General features: G+C 62.5%; 13 protein-coding genes and 1 pseudogene. 2 read left to right on the top strand and 12 right to left on the bottom strand.

Translation table 11 applies throughout. From position 1 onward, the window contains the following. Window positions 1-179: 179 nt before the first annotated feature. From alaC to N7422_RS13565, 10 genes and pseudogenes are all read right to left on the bottom strand, one after another. Window positions 180-1,384 (bottom strand): annotated as a pseudogene (gene alaC, locus N7422_RS13520) (alanine transaminase). A gap of 306 nt (window positions 1,385-1,690) precedes the next feature. Then, window positions 1,691-3,451, bottom strand: a complete 1,761-nt coding sequence (locus tag N7422_RS13525; RefSeq protein WP_279807006.1) for an L-tyrosine/L-tryptophan isonitrile synthase family protein — start codon at window positions 3,449-3,451, stop codon at window positions 1,691-1,693. A gap of 23 nt (window positions 3,452-3,474) precedes the next feature. Then, complete coding sequence (locus tag N7422_RS13530) at window positions 3,475-4,188, bottom strand: HAD-IA family hydrolase (protein WP_279807007.1); 714 nt, start codon at window positions 4,186-4,188, stop codon at window positions 3,475-3,477. Further along, on the bottom strand, window positions 4,188-5,180 hold the full coding sequence (locus tag N7422_RS13535; protein ID WP_279807008.1) for an isocyanide synthase family protein: 993 nt from the start codon (window positions 5,178-5,180) through the stop codon (window positions 4,188-4,190). Before N7422_RS13535 ends, N7422_RS13530 begins: the two co-directional genes overlap by 1 nt. Before the next feature lie 175 nt (window positions 5,181-5,355). Continuing rightward, entirely contained in the window at window positions 5,356-6,243 is an 888-nt protein-coding gene (cyoE, locus tag N7422_RS13540) for a heme o synthase (protein ID WP_279807009.1), read from the bottom strand. Between the two features lie 11 nt (window positions 6,244-6,254). Next, a complete protein-coding gene (gene cyoD, locus N7422_RS13545) occupies window positions 6,255-6,587 on the bottom strand; it encodes a cytochrome o ubiquinol oxidase subunit IV (protein WP_279807010.1) in 333 nt (110 codons plus the stop codon). Further along, window positions 6,587-7,210 (bottom strand): cytochrome o ubiquinol oxidase subunit III, encoded by a 624-nt coding sequence (cyoC, locus tag N7422_RS13550; RefSeq protein WP_279807011.1) that lies wholly within the window; start codon window positions 7,208-7,210, stop codon window positions 6,587-6,589. Before cyoC ends, cyoD begins: the two co-directional genes overlap by 1 nt. Before the next feature lie 3 nt (window positions 7,211-7,213). Continuing rightward, on the bottom strand, window positions 7,214-9,232 hold the full coding sequence (gene cyoB, locus N7422_RS13555) for a cytochrome o ubiquinol oxidase subunit I (protein WP_279807012.1): 2,019 nt from the start codon (window positions 9,230-9,232) through the stop codon (window positions 7,214-7,216). A gap of 3 nt (window positions 9,233-9,235) precedes the next feature. Continuing rightward, complete coding sequence (cyoA, locus tag N7422_RS13560) at window positions 9,236-10,180, bottom strand: ubiquinol oxidase subunit II (protein ID WP_279807013.1); 945 nt, start codon at window positions 10,178-10,180, stop codon at window positions 9,236-9,238. A gap of 560 nt (window positions 10,181-10,740) precedes the next feature. Continuing rightward, window positions 10,741-11,247, bottom strand: coding sequence for a disulfide bond formation protein B (locus tag N7422_RS13565; RefSeq protein ID WP_279807014.1), 507 nt, complete (start codon window positions 11,245-11,247; stop codon window positions 10,741-10,743). A 469-nt stretch (window positions 11,248-11,716) separates the two neighbouring features. On the opposite strand from N7422_RS13565, the gene N7422_RS13570 reads away from it, so the two are divergent. Continuing rightward, the gene (locus N7422_RS13570) at window positions 11,717-11,869 is read left to right on the top strand and encodes a hypothetical protein (RefSeq protein ID WP_279807015.1); all 153 of its coding nucleotides are present in this window, start codon (window positions 11,717-11,719) and stop codon (window positions 11,867-11,869) included. A gap of 172 nt (window positions 11,870-12,041) precedes the next feature. Here N7422_RS13570 and hmpA read toward each other — a convergent pair whose 3' ends face one another. Together hmpA and N7422_RS13580 are read right to left on the bottom strand one after the other, a co-directional pair. Next, window positions 12,042-13,220 carry an NO-inducible flavohemoprotein gene (hmpA, locus tag N7422_RS13575; protein ID WP_279807016.1) on the bottom strand — a complete coding sequence of 393 codons (1,179 nt, stop codon included), beginning with the start codon at window positions 13,218-13,220 and terminating at the stop codon, window positions 12,042-12,044. Between the two features lie 234 nt (window positions 13,221-13,454). Continuing rightward, a complete protein-coding gene (locus N7422_RS13580; protein ID WP_279807017.1) occupies window positions 13,455-15,269 on the bottom strand; it encodes a hypothetical protein in 1,815 nt (604 codons plus the stop codon). Window positions 15,270-15,513: 244 nt separating this feature from the next. Here N7422_RS13580 and norR point away from each other — a divergent pair, with 244 nt between their 5' ends. Beyond that, the gene (gene norR, locus N7422_RS13585; protein WP_279807018.1) at window positions 15,514-17,064 is read left to right on the top strand and encodes a nitric oxide reductase transcriptional regulator NorR; all 1,551 of its coding nucleotides are present in this window, start codon (window positions 15,514-15,516) and stop codon (window positions 17,062-17,064) included. Window positions 17,065-17,323 lie beyond the last annotated feature (259 nt).

A 17,323-nucleotide genomic window follows, 5' to 3' on the forward strand; every position in this document is an offset into this window, starting at 1 on the left:
GGAGGGAGGTTGTTGTTATCCGGGCGCACGCCCGCGGCGCTATTTGTAATCCAGGCGCGAGCGGCTGAGAAGAGGGGTGAAGCAAAAAAAGATCGCCGCTGATCGGCGCAAATGCATCGCGGGGCAAGCCCCACGCCTTGCATGGGGGCGGGCTTGCCCCGCGATCAGGTCGGACCTGCTTACTTGCCAGTCAGCCCATCGGCCCGGAACATCTGGCGAATGCCGCGAATGGCCTGGCGAATGCGGTCCTGGTTCTCGATCAGGGCGAAGCGCACATGGTCATCGCCGTAGTCGCCAAAGCCGATCCCCGGCGACACGCAGACCTTGGCCTCGGCCAGCAGCTTCTTCGAAAACTCCAGCGACCCCAGGTGCGCATAGGCCTCGGGGATCTTGGCCCAGACGTACATCGACGCCTTGGGGTTCTCGACCATCCAGCCCAGTTCGTGCAGGCCCTTGACCAGCAGGTTGCGACGCTGGCGGTACTGCTCGGCGATATCGCGCACGCACTGCTGGTCCCCTTCCAGCGCGGCGATGGCGGCCACCTGCAGCGGGGTGAAGGTACCGTAGTCGTGGTAGCTCTTGATCCGCGCCAGGGCGCTGACCAGTTCGGGGTTGCCGACCATGAAACCGATGCGCCAGCCATGTTGTAGCTCTTGGACAGGGTGAAGAATTCCACCGCGATGTCCTTGGCCCCCGGCACCTGCATGATCGACGGTGCCTTCCAGCCGTCGTAGACGATGTCGGCGTAGGCCAGGTCGTGCACCACCAGCACGTCGTACTGCTTGGCCAGCGCCACCACCCGCTCGAAGAAGTCCAGCTCGACGCACTGGGCGGTAGGGTTGGACGGGAAGCCGAGGATCATCATCTTCGGCTTGGGGATCGACTCGCGAATCGCCCGCTCCAGCTCGGTGAAGAAGTCCACGCCCGGCACCAGCGGCACGGAGCGGACCTGCGCTCCGGCGATGACCGCGCCGTAAATGTGGATGGGGTAGCTGGGGTTGGGTACCAGCACCGTGTCGCCATGGTCGAGGGTGCCGAGCATCAGGTGCGCGAGGCCCTCTTTCGAGCCGATGGTGACGATGGCTTCGCTTTCCGGGTCGATCTCGACGTCGTAGCGCTCCTGGTACCAGTTCGAGATGGCCCGGCGCAGGCGCGGGATGCCACGAGAAGTGGAGTAGCCGTGGGTATCGTCACGCTGGGCGACCTGCACCAGCTTCTCGACGATGTGCGGCGGCGTGGCGCCATCGGGGTTGCCCATGCTCAGGTCGATGATGTCCTCGCCACGGCGGCGCGCGGCCATCTTGAGTTCGGCGGTGATGTTGAAGACGTAAGGGGGCAGACGATCGATGCGCGCGAAGCGGCGCGGCGAACCTGGGTTGGCCATGATTTCCTCTGGAGACGTAAGCGCCCGGAACCGTCCGAGCGACGCTGGCCGCTGCGGCGGCCGAATCAGAAGATAATCCTGCCAATTAAAATTCGCAAAGGAAATATTCCTGTTTTTCTAAAACCTTTCAGTGGCATCGCATGAAAAACCATAAAGTTCAGAACCCAAGGATCCCTGCAGGAGCGGCCTTGTGCCGCGAAAGGGCTGCGCAGCAGCCCCGGCGACCTTGTGGCAGGGCATGAAGCCTGGGGCCGCGATGCGGCCCTTTCGCGACGCAAGGCCGCTCCCACGGAGTCGCCTGGCCGGTCAGTACACCTGCACCCGCCACAACTCGCGCGAAGCCGAAGCCGCGCTCATGGGCAGGCGCCCGTGCAGGGTCTGGTAGTTGTCGATCAACACCAGGTCGCCCGCCGCCCATTCATGGGCGATCAGGCACTGCGGGTCGTAGACCAGCCCGTCGAGCTGCTCGATCAACCCGCGCTGGTAGGCCTCGTCGCCCCCTTGCACCTGCTGCTCGAGGGTCTGCAGCGTCGACTCGCAACCTTCCTGATAACGCAGCACCGGCTCGCCCGTGCGCGGGTCGCGGTCCACCAGCGGGTAGGTACGCGGCGAACCGCCGAAATAAGTCATGCGCGTGTAGTAGGTGATGTCGACGCCTTGCCATTGCCGTGCCACCTTGAGCCCGACCTGGCGCAGGGCGTTACGGCTGTCGACGATCGTGGTCTGCCCTTCCCCGGGCTGCGGCGGCGTCTTGCAGTAGAGCATGAAGGTATGGGCGCAGAACTTGGGGTCGCGCTGCACCAGTGGGTCGCTGTCGGGCAGCAGGTTGAGGTCCCAGTGCAGCGGCGTCTTCTCCAGCGAATGCACCACGCCCTGGGGCTGGTCGGCCGGCTTGACCACGTGCACTTCGCCAAAGGCCCAACGGTAGATGGTGCCGAAGCGCGCGCAATCGGCGGCGAAGTTGGCCTGGTCGGAGTACTCGCAGCCCCTCAGGCAGACAAAGCCGAAACTGCGCACCAGCGCCTGCAAGGTCTCGGTAGCCAGCCCTTGCGGGCCTTGCCCCGAGGGGGCGCTGACCAGCAGGCCGAACAGCGGCAGTTTCTGCAGCTCGAAGCGATAGCCTTCCAGGGCCTCGCCGCTGGTTTCATGCAGCAGCCACGGCCGCCCTTGCCAAGTCACCGGCACATGCCGGGAGCCGTCGATCTCGGCACGGCCGCGCAGCGACTGGCCCCCATCGAGCTGGCGCACCGGCACCGCGTGCCAAGGGCTGACGACGTGGTCCAGGCCCTCGGCCAGGGCCAAGGTGAACTTAGGGCCGGCGTTGTCGTACTGGTGCACCGACAGGCGGATGTGCTCGGGGAAGAAGCGATCGACCGCGGCATTGAGCGCCTGGCCGCGCAGCATCATCTGGTAGGCCTTGTGGGAGAGCTGGCGTAAGTGCTCGTCCTGATCCTGGCCTGGCTCGCAACACAGGCGCAGGTCGTTGTACAGGTGACTGCACAGCTTGTCGTGGCTGCGGGCCAGGGCTTCGTCGACCTGGCAGTGCTCGATCAACGCCTCGACGTTCTTCCACGGCAGGCGCGCCTGCTTGACCAATGTCGCACGCAGCGCCTCCGGGCTGCTGGCCTGGGGGAACAGGTCTTCCATGCTCACCCAACGGATGCAGTGGGTGACGCACAGGCTGCGCAGGGCCAGGTTGTAGGCGCGGCGTACCTCGTCGGGCACGCCGACGATGTCGTTGAAGGTGGTGCCATCGCTGAGGATGGCAATCTCGCAGCCTGGCCCATGTAACGCGGCGATTTCCTGGCCGAGGCGGTCGAGACGTTCGATGGCCATCACCTCGCCGTAGTCCGGCAGCACGCCGAAGGTCTTGTCGCGGTCGTTCGGCGATTTGCAGGGGAAGCCCGGCAGCACCATGCGCACCGGCTCGTCGCGGTCGAAGCAGCGGGCCAGGTCCTGGGCCAGGTGCGCCTTGCCGGTATCGGCGAAGCGGTCGCCCTCGGCCTTGAGCAGATAACCGTCCAGCACCTGGCTGACGGCTGCGATCCAGCTGTCCTTGTCATGCATTTGCGTGTCGTCCTTGGTGGGTATTACAGCGAGCCGGTCAGTTCCGTTGGTGGGCTCGCCGGGGTGGAGACAGCCGCCGGGCACAAGGCCGCCTGCAGCTGATGGGGTGTTTCGCAGTACAGCTGCGGCCTGTGGGCACGCAGAACGGCGGGTGCGCCATAGCCCCAGCCCGCGGCGACCGCCGGCATACCGGCGGCCTGCGCAGTGAGCAGGTCGATGGCCGTATCGCCGACGAACAGGCAGCGTGCGGGCGCCACGCCCAGCCGCTCGGCGGCTTGCAGGGCGGCATCCGGCGATGGCTTTAGACGCAGACCTGGCTGGTGGCCCAGCATTGCGCCGAATACGCTCGTCGACAACAGGTGCTCGACCACCTCCACGGCCAGGGCGTGGGCCTTGTTGGTCACCACCGCCATGGGCAGACCACGCGCGGTGACAGCCTCGAGCAAAGGCACGACGCCGGCGTAAGGCCTGGACAGGCGCACCAGATGCTGGCGATAGCAGGCGCTGTATTCGGCATGCAGGCGCCCGACATCGGCACCACCCTGCTCTGCCGCCACCTGCTCGATCATCGCGGCCACGCCGCCGCCGACCAGGGCGCGCACCCGGTCCACCGGCAGCCCGGGCAGCCGATGCCGCGCCAGCACGTGGTTCAGGCACCAGGCGATATCGGGCAAGGTATCCACCAGGGTGCCGTCCAGGTCGAACAGCACCGCTTGCACATCGGCAAGGCCCCGCATCACTGCACGCTGGCGTAGTGGCAGGGCCGGCCGCGGCGGAACACCAGGCGGCTGTAGCGCTCGTCGACGTTGCTGCGCCGCTCGAGGGTGACCACGCCACGGCGCTTGATGGCCACCGAGTGCCAGGGCGTGCGCCACAGGTCGCTGGTGGGCACCAGGCGGATACCTATCTTGCTCGACACGGCCAGCTGCGGGTGGATCGACAGCCGCAGGCAATGCGGGTAGCGCGCCTGCAGCAAGGCGCTCCAGGCTTCGCTGCGCTGGATCACCCGCTGCGATGCGGGCTTGGCCACTTTCTTCACCGCGTTCATGCTCATGCCGGCAAAGTCGGCCAGGCCAGCGTAGTCCTCCGACAGGAACCGGTGGATGCCGCAGTACATCAGCATCATGTGGTCCTCGGACTCGAAGCGTTGCTGCAACGCGCGCAGCGACTGCCCGTGCTCGATCATCAGTTCCTCGCGCATGGAGTCCAGGCAGCCCAGTTGCGGATAGGCGTCCTTGAGGTCGAACAGGGTGAAGCTGCCGGGGTAGTGCTGGTCGGCATAACGCTGGATATCGTCGGTGTAGGCCTCGACATGGACGTCGGGTACACGCACCAGGTCGGAGAACACATAGCCGTCGGAGCAGATGTGGATCACCGCGCCCGGTGCGTGCAGCGCGCGGACCTCTTCACAGAGCCTGTGCAGCTCATCGATGGCGTGGTGCTCGGCCAGGTCCGGCAGCGGGCCGAGGGTCTTCTGCCGGTTGGGTGATTTACCCGGGAAGGCCGGCAGCACCATTTCGATCGGCAGGCCTTGCTCGAGGGCGGCCAAGACCTTGGGCAGGTGCGGCGCGAGGGCGGCCTCGTCCAGCGCAGGGTCCTGCCCGGGGGCCAGGCTGCGGCGGCGGAACAGGCATTGAAGGATGGCGAGCGCGGTGTCGATGTGCGCAGCGGCATGGCGTTGGCGCAACGATGCGCCGCACGCCGAAAGCGCGAAGCTCGATTCGGTCATGGAACAGTCCTTTGTCTGAAGGGGTCTCGGCCAACCCTTGGCCGTCAGGTCGTCCTGACCTGGGGCGGATAAAATCCTGCAAAGCCTATGGCCATGTCAACTGGCTGGCGATGAATTTTCCGCGCGCAAAAAAAACGCCCCGGCAAGCCGGGGCGTTTCGTGATGCAGGTTTCGCTCAGCGTGCGTAGGTCATCAGCACATCGGCCGCGGTCTGGCTGTCCACCGACATCATCACGCTCAGGGCAGTGACGGTGAGGATGGAGAAGCCGAACACCTTGCGTGCCCACTTGCTGTCGTCCTCGGCCTTGTAGCCACCCCAGGCCATGTACAGCCAGTACAGGCCCATGGCAGCGGCCACGGCGAGGTAACCCAGGCCGGCGTAGCCGCCGAGGGTCAGCATCAGGGTCGCGAGGACGAAGGCCAGCACGTACAGCACGATCTGCTTCTTCGCCGCGAGGATACCGCGCGCCACCGGCAGAACCGGAATGTTGGCGGCGCTGTAGTCCTTGAAGCGGAAGATCGCGATCGCGAAGCTGTGCGGCATCTGCCACAGGCTGAACATCACCAGCAGGGTCACTGCAGCGAGGTCGAAGCTGTTGCTCACGGCGCAGTAGCCGATCACCGGAGGCATGGCACCGGACAGGCTGCCGACCAGGGTGCCGTGCACCGATTTGCGCTTCAGCCAGAGGCTGTAGAAACCGACGTAGACGATGAAGCCGACCAGTGCGCAGAACGCCGCCAACGGATTGGCCTGGACATACAGCAGGCTGAAGCCCGCCACCCCGAGCAGGGTGGCGTAGATCAGCGCGAAGGGCAGCGACATGCCGCCCTGGACCATGACGCGGTTCTTGGTGCGCTCCATCTTCTGGTCGATGTCGCGGTCGATGCAGTTGTTGAACACGCATCCGGACGCGACCACCAGGGAAGTACCGATCACCACCGCCAGGAACAGGGCGAAATCCACATGGCCCTTCGAGGCAAGGAAGAAACCGCCTGCCACGGAAAGCACGTTACCGAAAATGATCCCCGGTTTGGTGATTTGGATAAGGTGCTTAACGGACATGCAGTCTTACCTCACTTGGCCATCATTTCGAAGTGGATGCTGAACATGATCCACAGCGACAGGCCGACCAGCAGTGCGATGACCAGCACGGTGAACAGGAACGTCGACACGTTGGAACGCTGCTCTTTCGAGCGGTCCATGTGCAGGAAGTACACAAGGTGCACCACCACCTGGATGACGGCCATGGCCACCACGATCAGGACGGTCAGGTTCTTCGGCAGGCTCGGGTACATCACCAGGCCGAACGGGATCGCGGTCAGGATGATCGACAGGATGAAGCCGATCATGTACGACTTCACGCTACCGTGATTACCCTCGTGATGAGTGTCGTGTGCGCTAGCCATTACAGAACTCCCAGCAGGTAGACGACGGTGAACACGCAGATCCAGACCACGTCCAGGAAGTGCCAGAACAGGCTCAGGCAGCTCATGCGGGTCTTGGCGGTCGGCGTGATGCCGTGCTTGTTGATCTGGTACATCATGATCGCCATCCAGATCAGACCGGCGGTCACGTGCAGGCCGTGGGTACCGACCAGCGCGAAGAACGCCGACAGGAAGCCACTGCGCTGCGGGCCGTAGCCCTCGGCGATCAGGTGATGGAACTCGTAGATCTCCATCGCGATGAAGGCGGCGCCGAACACGAAGGTCACGGCCAGCCAGCCGAGTACACCGGCTTTCTTGCCGTCGAACATCTTCAGCATGGCGAAGCCGAAGGTGATCGAGGACAGCAGCAGGAACGCGGTTTCAACCAGCACGAAGTCGAGCTGGAAGATGTCATGACCCGACGGGCCGCCGGCGAAACCGCCGGACAGCACCGCGTAGGTGGCGAAGAGCGACGCAAACAGAATGCAGTCGGTCATCAGGTACAGCCAGAAACCGAGGACGGTCATCTGGCCCGAGTCGTGGTGGTGGTCATCGTGCGCATGGTCATGACCATGCGCGCCACCGTGGATTACTTGACTGGACATTGATTACACCCGTTCAAACGATTCGACACGTGCGCCAGCAGGCAGAGCACCTGCCTGGGCCAGCGCTTTCATGCGCTCGCCTTCGATGCGCGCCACTTCTTCGGCCGGAACCATGTAGCCCTGGTCGTCACGCGCGGCGTGGCGAACGAAGACAGCGATGGTTGCAACCAGGCTAGCGCCCACCAGCCACCAGATGTGCCAGATGAAGGCGAAGCCGAACACGGTCAGCAACAGGCCCATGAACAGACCGGTGGAGGTGTTGCTCGGCATGTGGATCGCTTCGTACTTGGCAGGCGCCTTGTACGCGGCACCGGCTTGCTTGGCTTCGTGCCAGGCGTCCAGACCAACATGCTCAGGCATGTGGGCGAAGTTGTAGAACGGCGGTGGCGACGAAGTCGACCATTCCAGGGTACGGCCGCCCCATGGGTCGCCGGTGACGTCCATGTTGTCCTTGCGGTCGCGAACCGACACGTAGATCTGGATCAGCTGGCAGGCGATACCGAACAGGATCAGCACGGCGCCGACGACGGCAACGTACAGGTAGGGTTCCCACAGCGGGTTGTCGGAGTGGTTCAGACGACGGGTCATGCCCATGAAGCCCAGGGCGTACAGCGGCATGAACGCTACGTAGAAGCCGGAGATCCAGAACCAGAAGGCAGCCTTGCCCCACTTCTCGTTCAGGGTGAAACCGAAGGCTTTCGGGAACCAGAAGGCGAAGCCGGCGATGTAGCCGAATACCGCGCCACCGATGATCACGTTGTGGAAGTGGGCGATCACGAACAGGCTGTTGTGCAGAACGAAGTCGGCACCTGGAACAGCCAGCAGAACGCCGGTCATGCCACCGATGGAGAAGGTGACCATGAAGCCCAGGGTCCACATGATCGGCGCGGTGAAGCGCAGACGGCCCTGATAGATGGTGAACAGCCAGTTGAACAGCTTCACACCGGTCGGAATGGAGATCAGCATCGTCGCCAGGCCGAAGAAGGTGTTGACGCTGGCGCCGGCACCCATGGTGAAGAAGTGGTGCAGCCAGACCGCGAAGCCCAGGATGGCGATCGCGCCCGATGCGTAGATCATCGAGTGGTGACCGAACAGGCGCTTGCCCGCGAAGGTCGAGGTGACTTCCGAGAACACGCCGAAGGCCGGCAGGATCAGGATGTAGACCTCAGGGTGACCCCACGCCCAGAACAGGTTGACGTACATCATCGGGTTCCCACCAAGCTCGTTGGTGAAGATGTGGAAGTCCAGATAACGGTCAACGGTCAGCAGGGCGAGTGCGGCGGTCAGGATCGGGAAGGAAGCGACGATCAGCACGTTGGCCCAGGTGCAGGTCCAGGTGAAGATCGGCATGTCCATCAGTTTCATGCCTGGGGCGCGCATCTTCATCACGGTGACGAGGAAGTTCACGCCGGTAAGCGTCGTACCCAATCCGGATAGCTGTAGCGCCCAGATGTAGTAGTCGACACCCACCCCAGGGCTGTACTGGATGCCCGCGAGCGGCGGATAGGCAACCCAGCCGGTCTTGGCGAATTCACCAACGCCCAGCGAGATGTTGACCAGCAGCACGCCTGCCAGCAGCAGGTAGAAGCTCAGGGAGTTCAGGAACGGGAAGGCAACGTCACGTGCACCGATCTGCAGAGGAACCGCGAGGTTCATCAGGCCGGTGAAGAACGGCATCGCCATGAAGATGATCATGATCACACCGTGGGCGGTGAAGATCTGGTCATAGTGTTCAGGCGGCAGGTAGCCTTCGGAGCCACCGGTGGCGGCAGCCAGCTGGGTACGCATCATGATGGCGTCGGCGAAGCCGCGCAGCAGCATGATCATAGCGACGATGATGTACATCACGCCGATTTTCTTGTGGTCGACCGTGGTCAGCCACTCGGTCCACAAGTAGGTCCACTTGCGGAAATAGGTGATGGCACCAACGACGGCGATACCACCGAGCGCGATCATGGCAAGCGTCACCATGACTATCGGCTCGTGATAGGGTATCGCCTCCAGGCTTAATTTACCGAACATCTCTTACTCCTCTGCACCGGCAGCTGGTTGCATACTCGATTCCACACCCTTGGTTGTGGCCAGATCTTTGCTGCCTGCTTCTTCGTGGTTCGGGCGACCGCGGTTCATGCCTTCGTACTTGTCGACGATGCGCTGGAACTGGTCGACCGGAGCCTCGCTGTACAGCTCGACCGGGTTGTTTTCGCTTGGTTTGGCCAAGGCTTCGTATTCGGCCTTGTCCAGTTTCTTCGGCGATGCCTTCACTTCAGCGACCCAAGCATCGAAGTCGGCTTGCGAAGTGGCGACAGCCTTGAATTTCATACCGGTGAAGCCGGCGCCGCTGTAGTTGGCGGAGATACCGTCGAACACACCGTTCTCGTTGGCGATCAGGTGCAGTTTGGTGGTCATGCCAGCCATGGCGTAGATCTGGCCGCCCAGACCCGGGATGAAGAAAGAGTTCATCACGGCGTCGGAGGTGACACGGAAGTTGACCGGAGTGTTAGCCGGGAAGACGATCTTGTTGACCGTGGCGATGCCCTGCTCCGGGTAGATGAACAGCCACTTCCAGTCCAGCGCGACCACGTCGATCTGCACCGGCTTCACATCGGAATCCAGTGGACGGTACGGGTCCAGCTTGTGGGTGGAGTGGTAGGTGAAGTAGCCCAGGGCGATGATGATCAGGATCGGGATGATCCACACCGCGGCCTCGATCTTGGTCGAGTGCGACCAGTCGGGGGTGTAGGTGGCGGCCTTGTTGGAAGCACGGTACTTCCAGGCGAACGCCAGGGTCATGATGATGACGGGCACGACCACCAGCAGCATCAGGCCGGTGGCGATCAGGATCAGGTTCTTCTGCTCAATGCCCACCTGGCCCTTCGGATCGAGCAGGGTCCAGTTGCACCCACTGAGTAAAAGCATGCCTAAAAAGGGCAATATGCCAAACAGTCTGGGGTAACGCTTTTTACTCATCTCACGACCTCTAGATCAGCTTGCTTCAATGCAATTTGTGTTTTGGTAGCCAACACTTCGTCCTGCCAAGTGCGGCAATTCGCGCCCGTACTCGCCCCTGCCAGGGATCCGACTGCAGGATCTTGGCGCCAAGCGGGTTAGCGGTGCTTATGGTTTCGTAGGCAACAGGCCTGTACTTCAGACCAAGTCCATTTGGTGCGGGAAAACGCGGAGGGGTGTCCGCCCGGTATCGCCGTTGGGCGAAACTTGTCGAAGTCAGCAAATGGAAAGCGCTGCGGCTCCCATCAATCCTGCGACTCGCAAGCAGTGCCGAACGGAAATTGGGGGCGATTGTAGATAGGTCGCCCCACGATGACTATGACTTATTGAGCAACAGTCTTTTACAGAATGCGTAACAATGCCGCTCTAAAAATCAACTTCGCGACAGTTTGTCGCACCCCGCTTGATAGCCCCGCAGCCCTCGCCACGCAAGGGCTGGTGACTGATCTGGATCAACTGCGGGGAAAGATTTCCGGCTTATCTCGCCGCGCAACAGACCTGGGTCAAACAGGGACTTTGGTCTAAGCACGGCGGCGGTTGCGGTAGATCCCCAGAGGGACCAGGATCGCCGTCAGCACGAACGCCACCAGGGCCCATTGAGCGAGGGACAGACCGAGGATCGGAGGGTACGGCGTGGAGCAGAAGCCGTCGACCTGGAACGCCAGCGGCCAGACCTTGGCCAACGGCAGGTCGTCGACGATGGGCTGGAGCGTGTCGATGCCGCAGCTGACCATCGGGTTGGCGAGTATATACACATGGTTGCCGGCTGCAACGATCCCACCGATGGCGCTGAGCACCACCAGTGCTTCGAACAGGGTCAAGCTGCGCCGCCCAGGCATCGCGGCGGCAAGGAAGGCAAATACGGCGATAAACAGCAGGGCATAACGTTGCAGGATACACAGCGGGCAAGGCGCCTCGCCCAGCACTACCTGCATGTACAACGCACCGCCGATCAGGGCGAGGCAGATCACCCCCAGCAGCACCAGAAAGCGCCGTTCCCGATTCAGGCGCGATGTTTGTTCGTTCATTGCCGATTCCTTCGATGGATAGGGGGCAGCGTGGTCCACTTGCCTGGCGCTAGTCTACACGCAGGGGGGGACCGCCAGCGTATCGAGGAAGCGGCGAGACAACACTGCGCGGGCTATCCGGAGTGGGCTTCAGACCGGCTGCAATGACGTCGGTTCAACGTTGGCCGGTAAAAAAGCGGCTGCCCGGGTGCCAGGCAAGGGCGAGCCCCTCGACACCGGGGAGTGAAGGATACAGTGATTAAAGGAGGATTAAAGGTGAAAGATGGCCGGTGCGATTCATCTTTCCTTATATATAGGTTGCCTGGGCCTACCTCGTCGCCGCGATGGTGGCGCCTTGGACTTGGCAGTGAAAAGACCCGTGGAGGGAGGGTATGTACGCTGAGTCGAAGACCTAGCATTTCTATCAGTTTCGGCCCTTTTTCGTACGCCTCATACTCCTCGCGACATTCCCCCCGCAACAGGAGCGATCATGAGCACCCAATCTGCCAATCCGCCCACCAAGAAGCAGCGTTCGCAAGCCACTGCCTCCAAGGCCAGCGCGATTTCCAAGCCGTTACTGTTCAAGATAAAAAGCCAGCTGGTACTGCCAGCACCTGAAGTGCTGGAGGCGCAGCCGGGGTAACCTGCGCGCGCCCCCTTGGCCCCGTCTTTGAAGGCAGCAGCACTACCACGCATCGAGCCTCGTCAATCGAAGTTGGCGTACGTCATGCGTTAACGAGGCCGACGGCGACTTTCAGGTTCTGGCCTGGCCTAATTGCCAGCGAGCCGGCGATCAGGCCAGAACGATCAGTACATCATTGCAAAGCTGCAGCGGGCCCGAAGAACTCATAACGGCTCTGCTGCTCCGGCACGCCCAAGCCTTTGAGATGGCGCTTGATCGCCACCATGAAGCCCTTGGGCCCAAGGAAGTACGCATCCACGTCACGCTCGCCCGGCATCCACTCTCCCAGCAGGTCCTGGGTCAACAGCCCCACCGCATGGGCAGCACGCGAACCGTCATCCTCGGCGTAGCAATAGAAGCGCTTGAGCTGCGGATGACGCTCGGCCAGCGCATCGATCCAGCCGCGGAACGCATGCACCGAACCGTTACGCGCACAATGGATGAAGTGCACCGGACGCTGGCTCTGAAGGGCTGCCTCGAGCATGGCCAAGGTCGGGGTGATACCGACGCCGCCACTGATCAGCACCAGCGGCTTGTCGCTGGCGGCCAGGGTGAAGTCGCCGGACGGCGGGAACAGCTGCAAGGTATCGCCGACCATCAAGCCATCATGCAGGTAGTTCGAGACCTTGCCGCCCGCTTCGCGCTTGACGCTGATGCGGTACTGCTGGCCATCGCACAGGGCCGACAGCGAGTAATTGCGGCGCTGTTCCTGGCCATCGATGTCCAGCTTCAGGCCGATGTACTGGCCCGGTTCGGCCTTGAGCACCGGCTTGCCGTCGACCGGGGCGAAATAGAACGAGACGATCTCGCTGCTCTCCTGCTCGCGGCGCGCCAGGCGGAACTCGCGGGCGCCGCGCCAGCCACCGACGGCTTCTTCCTTCTGCTGGTACAGGTTCTCTTCGGCGCCGATGAGGATATCAGCCAGCTGGCCATAGGCAGCGGCCCAGGCGGCGATCACCTCAGGCGTGGCGATGTCCTTGCCCAGCACTTCCTCGATGGCACGCAACAGGCAACTGCCGACGATCGGGTAGTGCTCGGGGAGAATCTGCAGGGCCACATGCTTGTTGATGATCTGCCCGACCAGGCCGCCGAGCCGCTCCAGCTGGTCGATGTGACGGGCGTACATCAGCACGCCGTTGGCCAGGGCGCGTGGCTGGTCGCCGCTGGCCTGGTGGGCCTGGTTGAACAGCGGGCGTACCTCTGGATACTCGCTGAGCATCATCCTGTAGAAGTGAGTGGTCAACGTTTCACCACCGGTTTCCAGCAGGGGGACGGTGGCCTTGATGATTGCACGTTGTTCGGCATTGAGCATTTGCAACGACTCCTGAGCCTGAGGCTTCGAATAGTTGCCTTTGCTAACCCAATAACCGTGCCAGAATTTAATTTATTATAAATCAAATAGTTATAAATTTAGGAGTCAAAATGACACCTAACATTTATTAGTCATTATGACCAAATACAGTCATAAAGACCCTGGAGCGCCTCAAGCCATGAGGGATTGCCCGAGGCGCTCCACCGGATCTTGTACTTGCACGCAGATCAGCCATTACCGCCCGACCGAGTACGTCACCGACATATCCAGCCCATCAAAAGGCAGGATGTCGGCATTGGCCACGGCAAAGGTGAAGGGGAATTGATCGAATGGCTTGATCTGCTCATGGGCAGGCGGCGTGTTGCCGGATGCTGCTGCCCAACGCAGCGTCACCACATCGCCGATACGAAGTGGAGCATTGTTGGGCACTTCGACAATCGCAGTGGCCGTATCGGACGGCAGGAAGGCATCGGCGCCACTGCCCTGCACTTCGGCGCAAATTGGCGCAGGGTATTCCACCGCATTGGTGTCGACCACATCGTAGATGACTTCACCCGACGCCCGCTTGAGGTCGAACTGAGGGGTGAACACCGAGTAACTCAAGGTAAGCGTGCCGTTCACCAGGGGCTCCAGATAGGGCAAGCTGACCTCGAACACAAGCTCGGTGTTCTCGCCGCCAGCCGGGACTTCCAAGTCCGTTTGCCAAGTCATGCCTCCGCCCTCGCCCACGTTCCCCGTCCAGAACAACGTGACGACATCTTGCGCACGCTGCCCTGGATACAACGGGATACGTACATGCACCACCTCTTCCGTCAGGGTGGCGAGGTCGATGACGTCATCGACGGCCTCCACCAATACAGGTGGCAGCAATGTAAGGGATCGCCCGACAATCGAGATGGATCGTCTCCTCGATGGCCTTGGCGCGCCGCCTGAGGGTTGCGCCTCGTAGTAGACATTGGCCGAGCCGTTGACCACCAGGGCAGCGTACTCATAGGGCAGATCGAATATCTTGTCGCGGGTAACATTGATGACTCTCGGCGCCCAGTCATAAGGCACTTGCTTGCCATCGGCTTCGGCTGTCAGCCCTATCCAGTGCATGGTGACCGTGTCACCCCGCACGTAGCCGTCATAGTCTGGGAGGTAAATGGTCACATCCTGTCCATTCAACTCATCCAGGTCCAACCTGTAGGGAGGGTCTTCAGCGCCTTCGACCTCTGGCGCCTCAAGCGTATTCGGATCTTCGACCGTTACATAAGCAGGAGGCGAAGGCCGCGAGTAATTCTGCACCCGGTCGCGGAGCTCGTAATACACCAGCAGGTTCTCGCCGCTACCACCTTCCCTGATCACATCTGCTGGTAAGTTGATGACCCATCGCTTGCCGACATCACCCTCAACGAGACGGGGCCCTACGTGGCGGACTCCGTTCCAGACCAGGGTCACTTGGTCGTCGGGTTGCATATTGTCCCAAGCATCAAGGGTGACCGTGACCGGCGTATCGTAGGTATCGATCCGCGATGGGGACACAATAGGCGCTACCAGATACTCGTTGACCGGCGTCTCCGGCCTGGGGTCCAGGCCGCCAGGAACCCGCAGGTCGATCAGCACCTCGCGATATTCCGAATAGCGGGTGTCACCGGCACTCGGATCGAAGAGTGAATAGTAGAAATAGCCAAAGAACGGATAAGGGATATCAGCATCTGCTGGGAGATTCATAAGATCACGCGTCGCGGCGAAACTCAGCCATCCCCTGTCGATGGTGTCCTGATCCAGTTCGTAGAATTGAATCGCCGCTTCCACCGGGTCTGCCTCGGGGGGTTGAGTGGACGGCTTGGTGGTTGTCCAGAACAGGCTGATATGGTCGCCCTGGCGAACCACATCAGGCAAGCGCGCCATCATCGGCACGACACGCTGGGGATCGAAAAGCTCGCTCCAGCCCAGGCCGTCGCGTTCGCTGCCCGGTGAGTCCATGTCGGAAATGACCAGCGGGTTCAAGGCATCCGCCAGTGCAGTCAGCTTGAGTTGACCAAGGAATTTCTCTTCTGCGCTCATGGTTGATGTTCTTCTATAGGTGGAAACGACCGAACGCCCCATGCGTGCGGCATTGACGCCTGGGAAAAAATCATTCAGTGCCCCAATCGCGTGTCCTAAATCTATCCAGAAGGGGAATCGGCGTAACCTGGCATTTTTACTAGGTACTTTTTTGGAGTTGGTACCGTTTCGGTCACACGCCTCGTATCGTCTTGACTGCGTGCCGGGGGTATAGTCGCAATGACACTCCCGATGTTTTGTCCTTATGACCACCAACGCTTTACTTACCGCCCTGCTCCCCCTGGTCAGCGACCTGTCCCGCGACCTGCCTGACCAGGAGCGCTACCGCCGCCTGCTCCAGGCCATGCGCGGGCTGCTGCCTTGCGATGCCGCCGCGCTACTGCGCCTGGACGGCGAATGGCTGGTGCCGCTGGCGGTCGACGGGCTGTCGCCGGACACCCTCGGGCGACGCTTCAAGCTCAACGAACACCCACGCTTTCAGATTCTGCTCAGCCGCGCCGAACCCACCCGCTTTGCCAGCGACTCCGAACTGCCCGACCCGTACGACGGCCTGGTCAATACCCCCGACGCCCACCTTGAGGTGCACGACTGCATGGGCTGCCCGCTGATCGTCGACGAACGCCCCTGGGGACTGTTGACCCTTGACGCCCTTACCCCAGGGCAATTCCAGAGCCTGGAGCTGGATGCCCTGCAGGCCTTCGCCAGCCTGGCCGCCGCCACCGTGACCGTGGCAGAGCGCATCGAGCACCTGGCCCTGCGCGCCGAGGACGAACATCATCGCGCCGAGGTCTACCGCCAGGCCAGCGGCCAGGGCAAGGAACTGATCGGCCAAAGCCCGCCCCACAAACGCCTTCTGGATGAAATCCGCCTGGTTGGCGGCAGTGACCTGACCGTGCTGATCACCGGCGAAACAGGCGTCGGCAAGGAGCTCGTGGCCCAAGCCCTGCATCAGGCCAGCACCCGCGCCGACAAGCCGCTGATCAGCCTCAACTGCGCCGCGCTACCCGACACCCTGGTCGAAAGCGAACTGTTCGGCCACGTGCGCGGAGCGTTCACCGGCGCCCATGGTGAACGCCGCGGCAAGTTCGAGCTGGCCAACGGCGGCACGCTGTTTCTCGATGAAGTCGGCGAACTGCCGCTGACCGTGCAGGCCAAGCTGCTGCGAGTGCTGCAGAGCGGGCAGCTGCAACGCCTGGGCTCTGACCGCGAGCACCGGGTGGACGTGCGCCTGATAGCCGCCACCAACCGCGACCTGGCCGCCGAAGTGCGCAATGGCAACTACCGCGCCGACTTCTACCACCGCCTCAGTGTATACCCACTGCAGGTCCCGCCGCTGCGCGAGCGTGGCCGCGATGTGCTGCTGCTGGCGGGCTACTTCCTCGAGCAGAACCGCTCACGCCTGGGCCTGAACAGCCTGCGCCTGAGCAGCGAAGCCCAGGCCGCGCTGCTGGCCTACGACTGGCCAGGCAATGTGCGCGAACTGGAGCATCTGATCGGCCGTTCGGCCCTCAAAGCCATGGGCCAGCACTCGGACCGGCCGCGCATCCTCACCTTGCAAGCCCGTGACCTGGACCTGCGCGCCGCAACGACCGAGGCTGTTGCGCCCTTCCCTGCCCCGCTGGCTGAGCCGTCATCGCTCGAAGGCGGCCTGCGCGAGGCCGTGGACGGCTACCAGCGCCAAGTGATCGATGCCTGCCTGCAGCGCCATCAGGACAACTGGGCCGCCGCCGCCCGCGAACTGGGCCTGGACCGCGCCAACCTCAGCCGCCTGGCGCGCCGCTTGGGCCTGCGCTAGCGGCGCTCCTGGCAAAGGATTGCCCAGACCAGGCGGCCAAGGTGGTGGGGATTTCGCTGAACAGCCTGCAGAACAAGGCGGGAAAACGCTTCGCGAGCGAGCCGGAGTGATCGCGACGGTGGATATCAGCACAGGCGAGAAACCCCGTTTCGGCTATGCGATCAAACCGCTGACCGGGCCACGGAGTTCCTGTGCGAGCGCTAGGGCCGCGCTTGCCGATACAGAAGGGTGCCGGGCCGCACAGCGGCTGCGGCCGGCC

Origin of the sequence: Pseudomonas sp. GD04091 (genome assembly GCF_029836165.1) — a bacterium.
Taxonomy (GTDB): Bacteria; Pseudomonadota; Gammaproteobacteria; order Pseudomonadales; family Pseudomonadaceae; genus Aquipseudomonas.

Coding starts and splice junctions, on each gene's coding strand:
- cyoD (WP_279807010.1), bottom strand. CDS start 6,587: ATGGCTAGCGCACACGACACTCATCACGAGGGTAATCACGGTAGCGTG.
- hmpA (WP_279807016.1), bottom strand. CDS start 13,220: ATGCTCAATGCCGAACAACGTGCAATCATCAAGGCCACCGTCCCCCTG.
- cyoC (WP_279807011.1), bottom strand. CDS start 7,210: ATGTCCAGTCAAGTAATCCACGGTGGCGCGCATGGTCATGACCATGCG.
- N7422_RS13580 (WP_279807017.1), bottom strand. CDS start 15,269: ATGAGCGCAGAAGAGAAATTCCTTGGTCAACTCAAGCTGACTGCACTG.
- N7422_RS13565 (WP_279807014.1), bottom strand. CDS start 11,247: ATGAACGAACAAACATCGCGCCTGAATCGGGAACGGCGCTTTCTGGTG.
- N7422_RS13530 (WP_279807007.1), bottom strand. CDS start 4,188: ATGCGGGGCCTTGCCGATGTGCAAGCGGTGCTGTTCGACCTGGACGGC.
- N7422_RS13535 (WP_279807008.1), bottom strand. CDS start 5,180: ATGACCGAATCGAGCTTCGCGCTTTCGGCGTGCGGCGCATCGTTGCGC.
- norR (WP_279807018.1), top strand. CDS start 15,514: ATGACCACCAACGCTTTACTTACCGCCCTGCTCCCCCTGGTCAGCGAC.
- N7422_RS13525 (WP_279807006.1), bottom strand. CDS start 3,451: ATGCATGACAAGGACAGCTGGATCGCAGCCGTCAGCCAGGTGCTGGAC.
- cyoA (WP_279807013.1), bottom strand. CDS start 10,180: ATGAGTAAAAAGCGTTACCCCAGACTGTTTGGCATATTGCCCTTTTTA.
- cyoB (WP_279807012.1), bottom strand. CDS start 9,232: ATGTTCGGTAAATTAAGCCTGGAGGCGATACCCTATCACGAGCCGATA.
- N7422_RS13570 (WP_279807015.1), top strand. CDS start 11,717: ATGAGCACCCAATCTGCCAATCCGCCCACCAAGAAGCAGCGTTCGCAA.
- cyoE (WP_279807009.1), bottom strand. CDS start 6,243: ATGTCCGTTAAGCACCTTATCCAAATCACCAAACCGGGGATCATTTTC.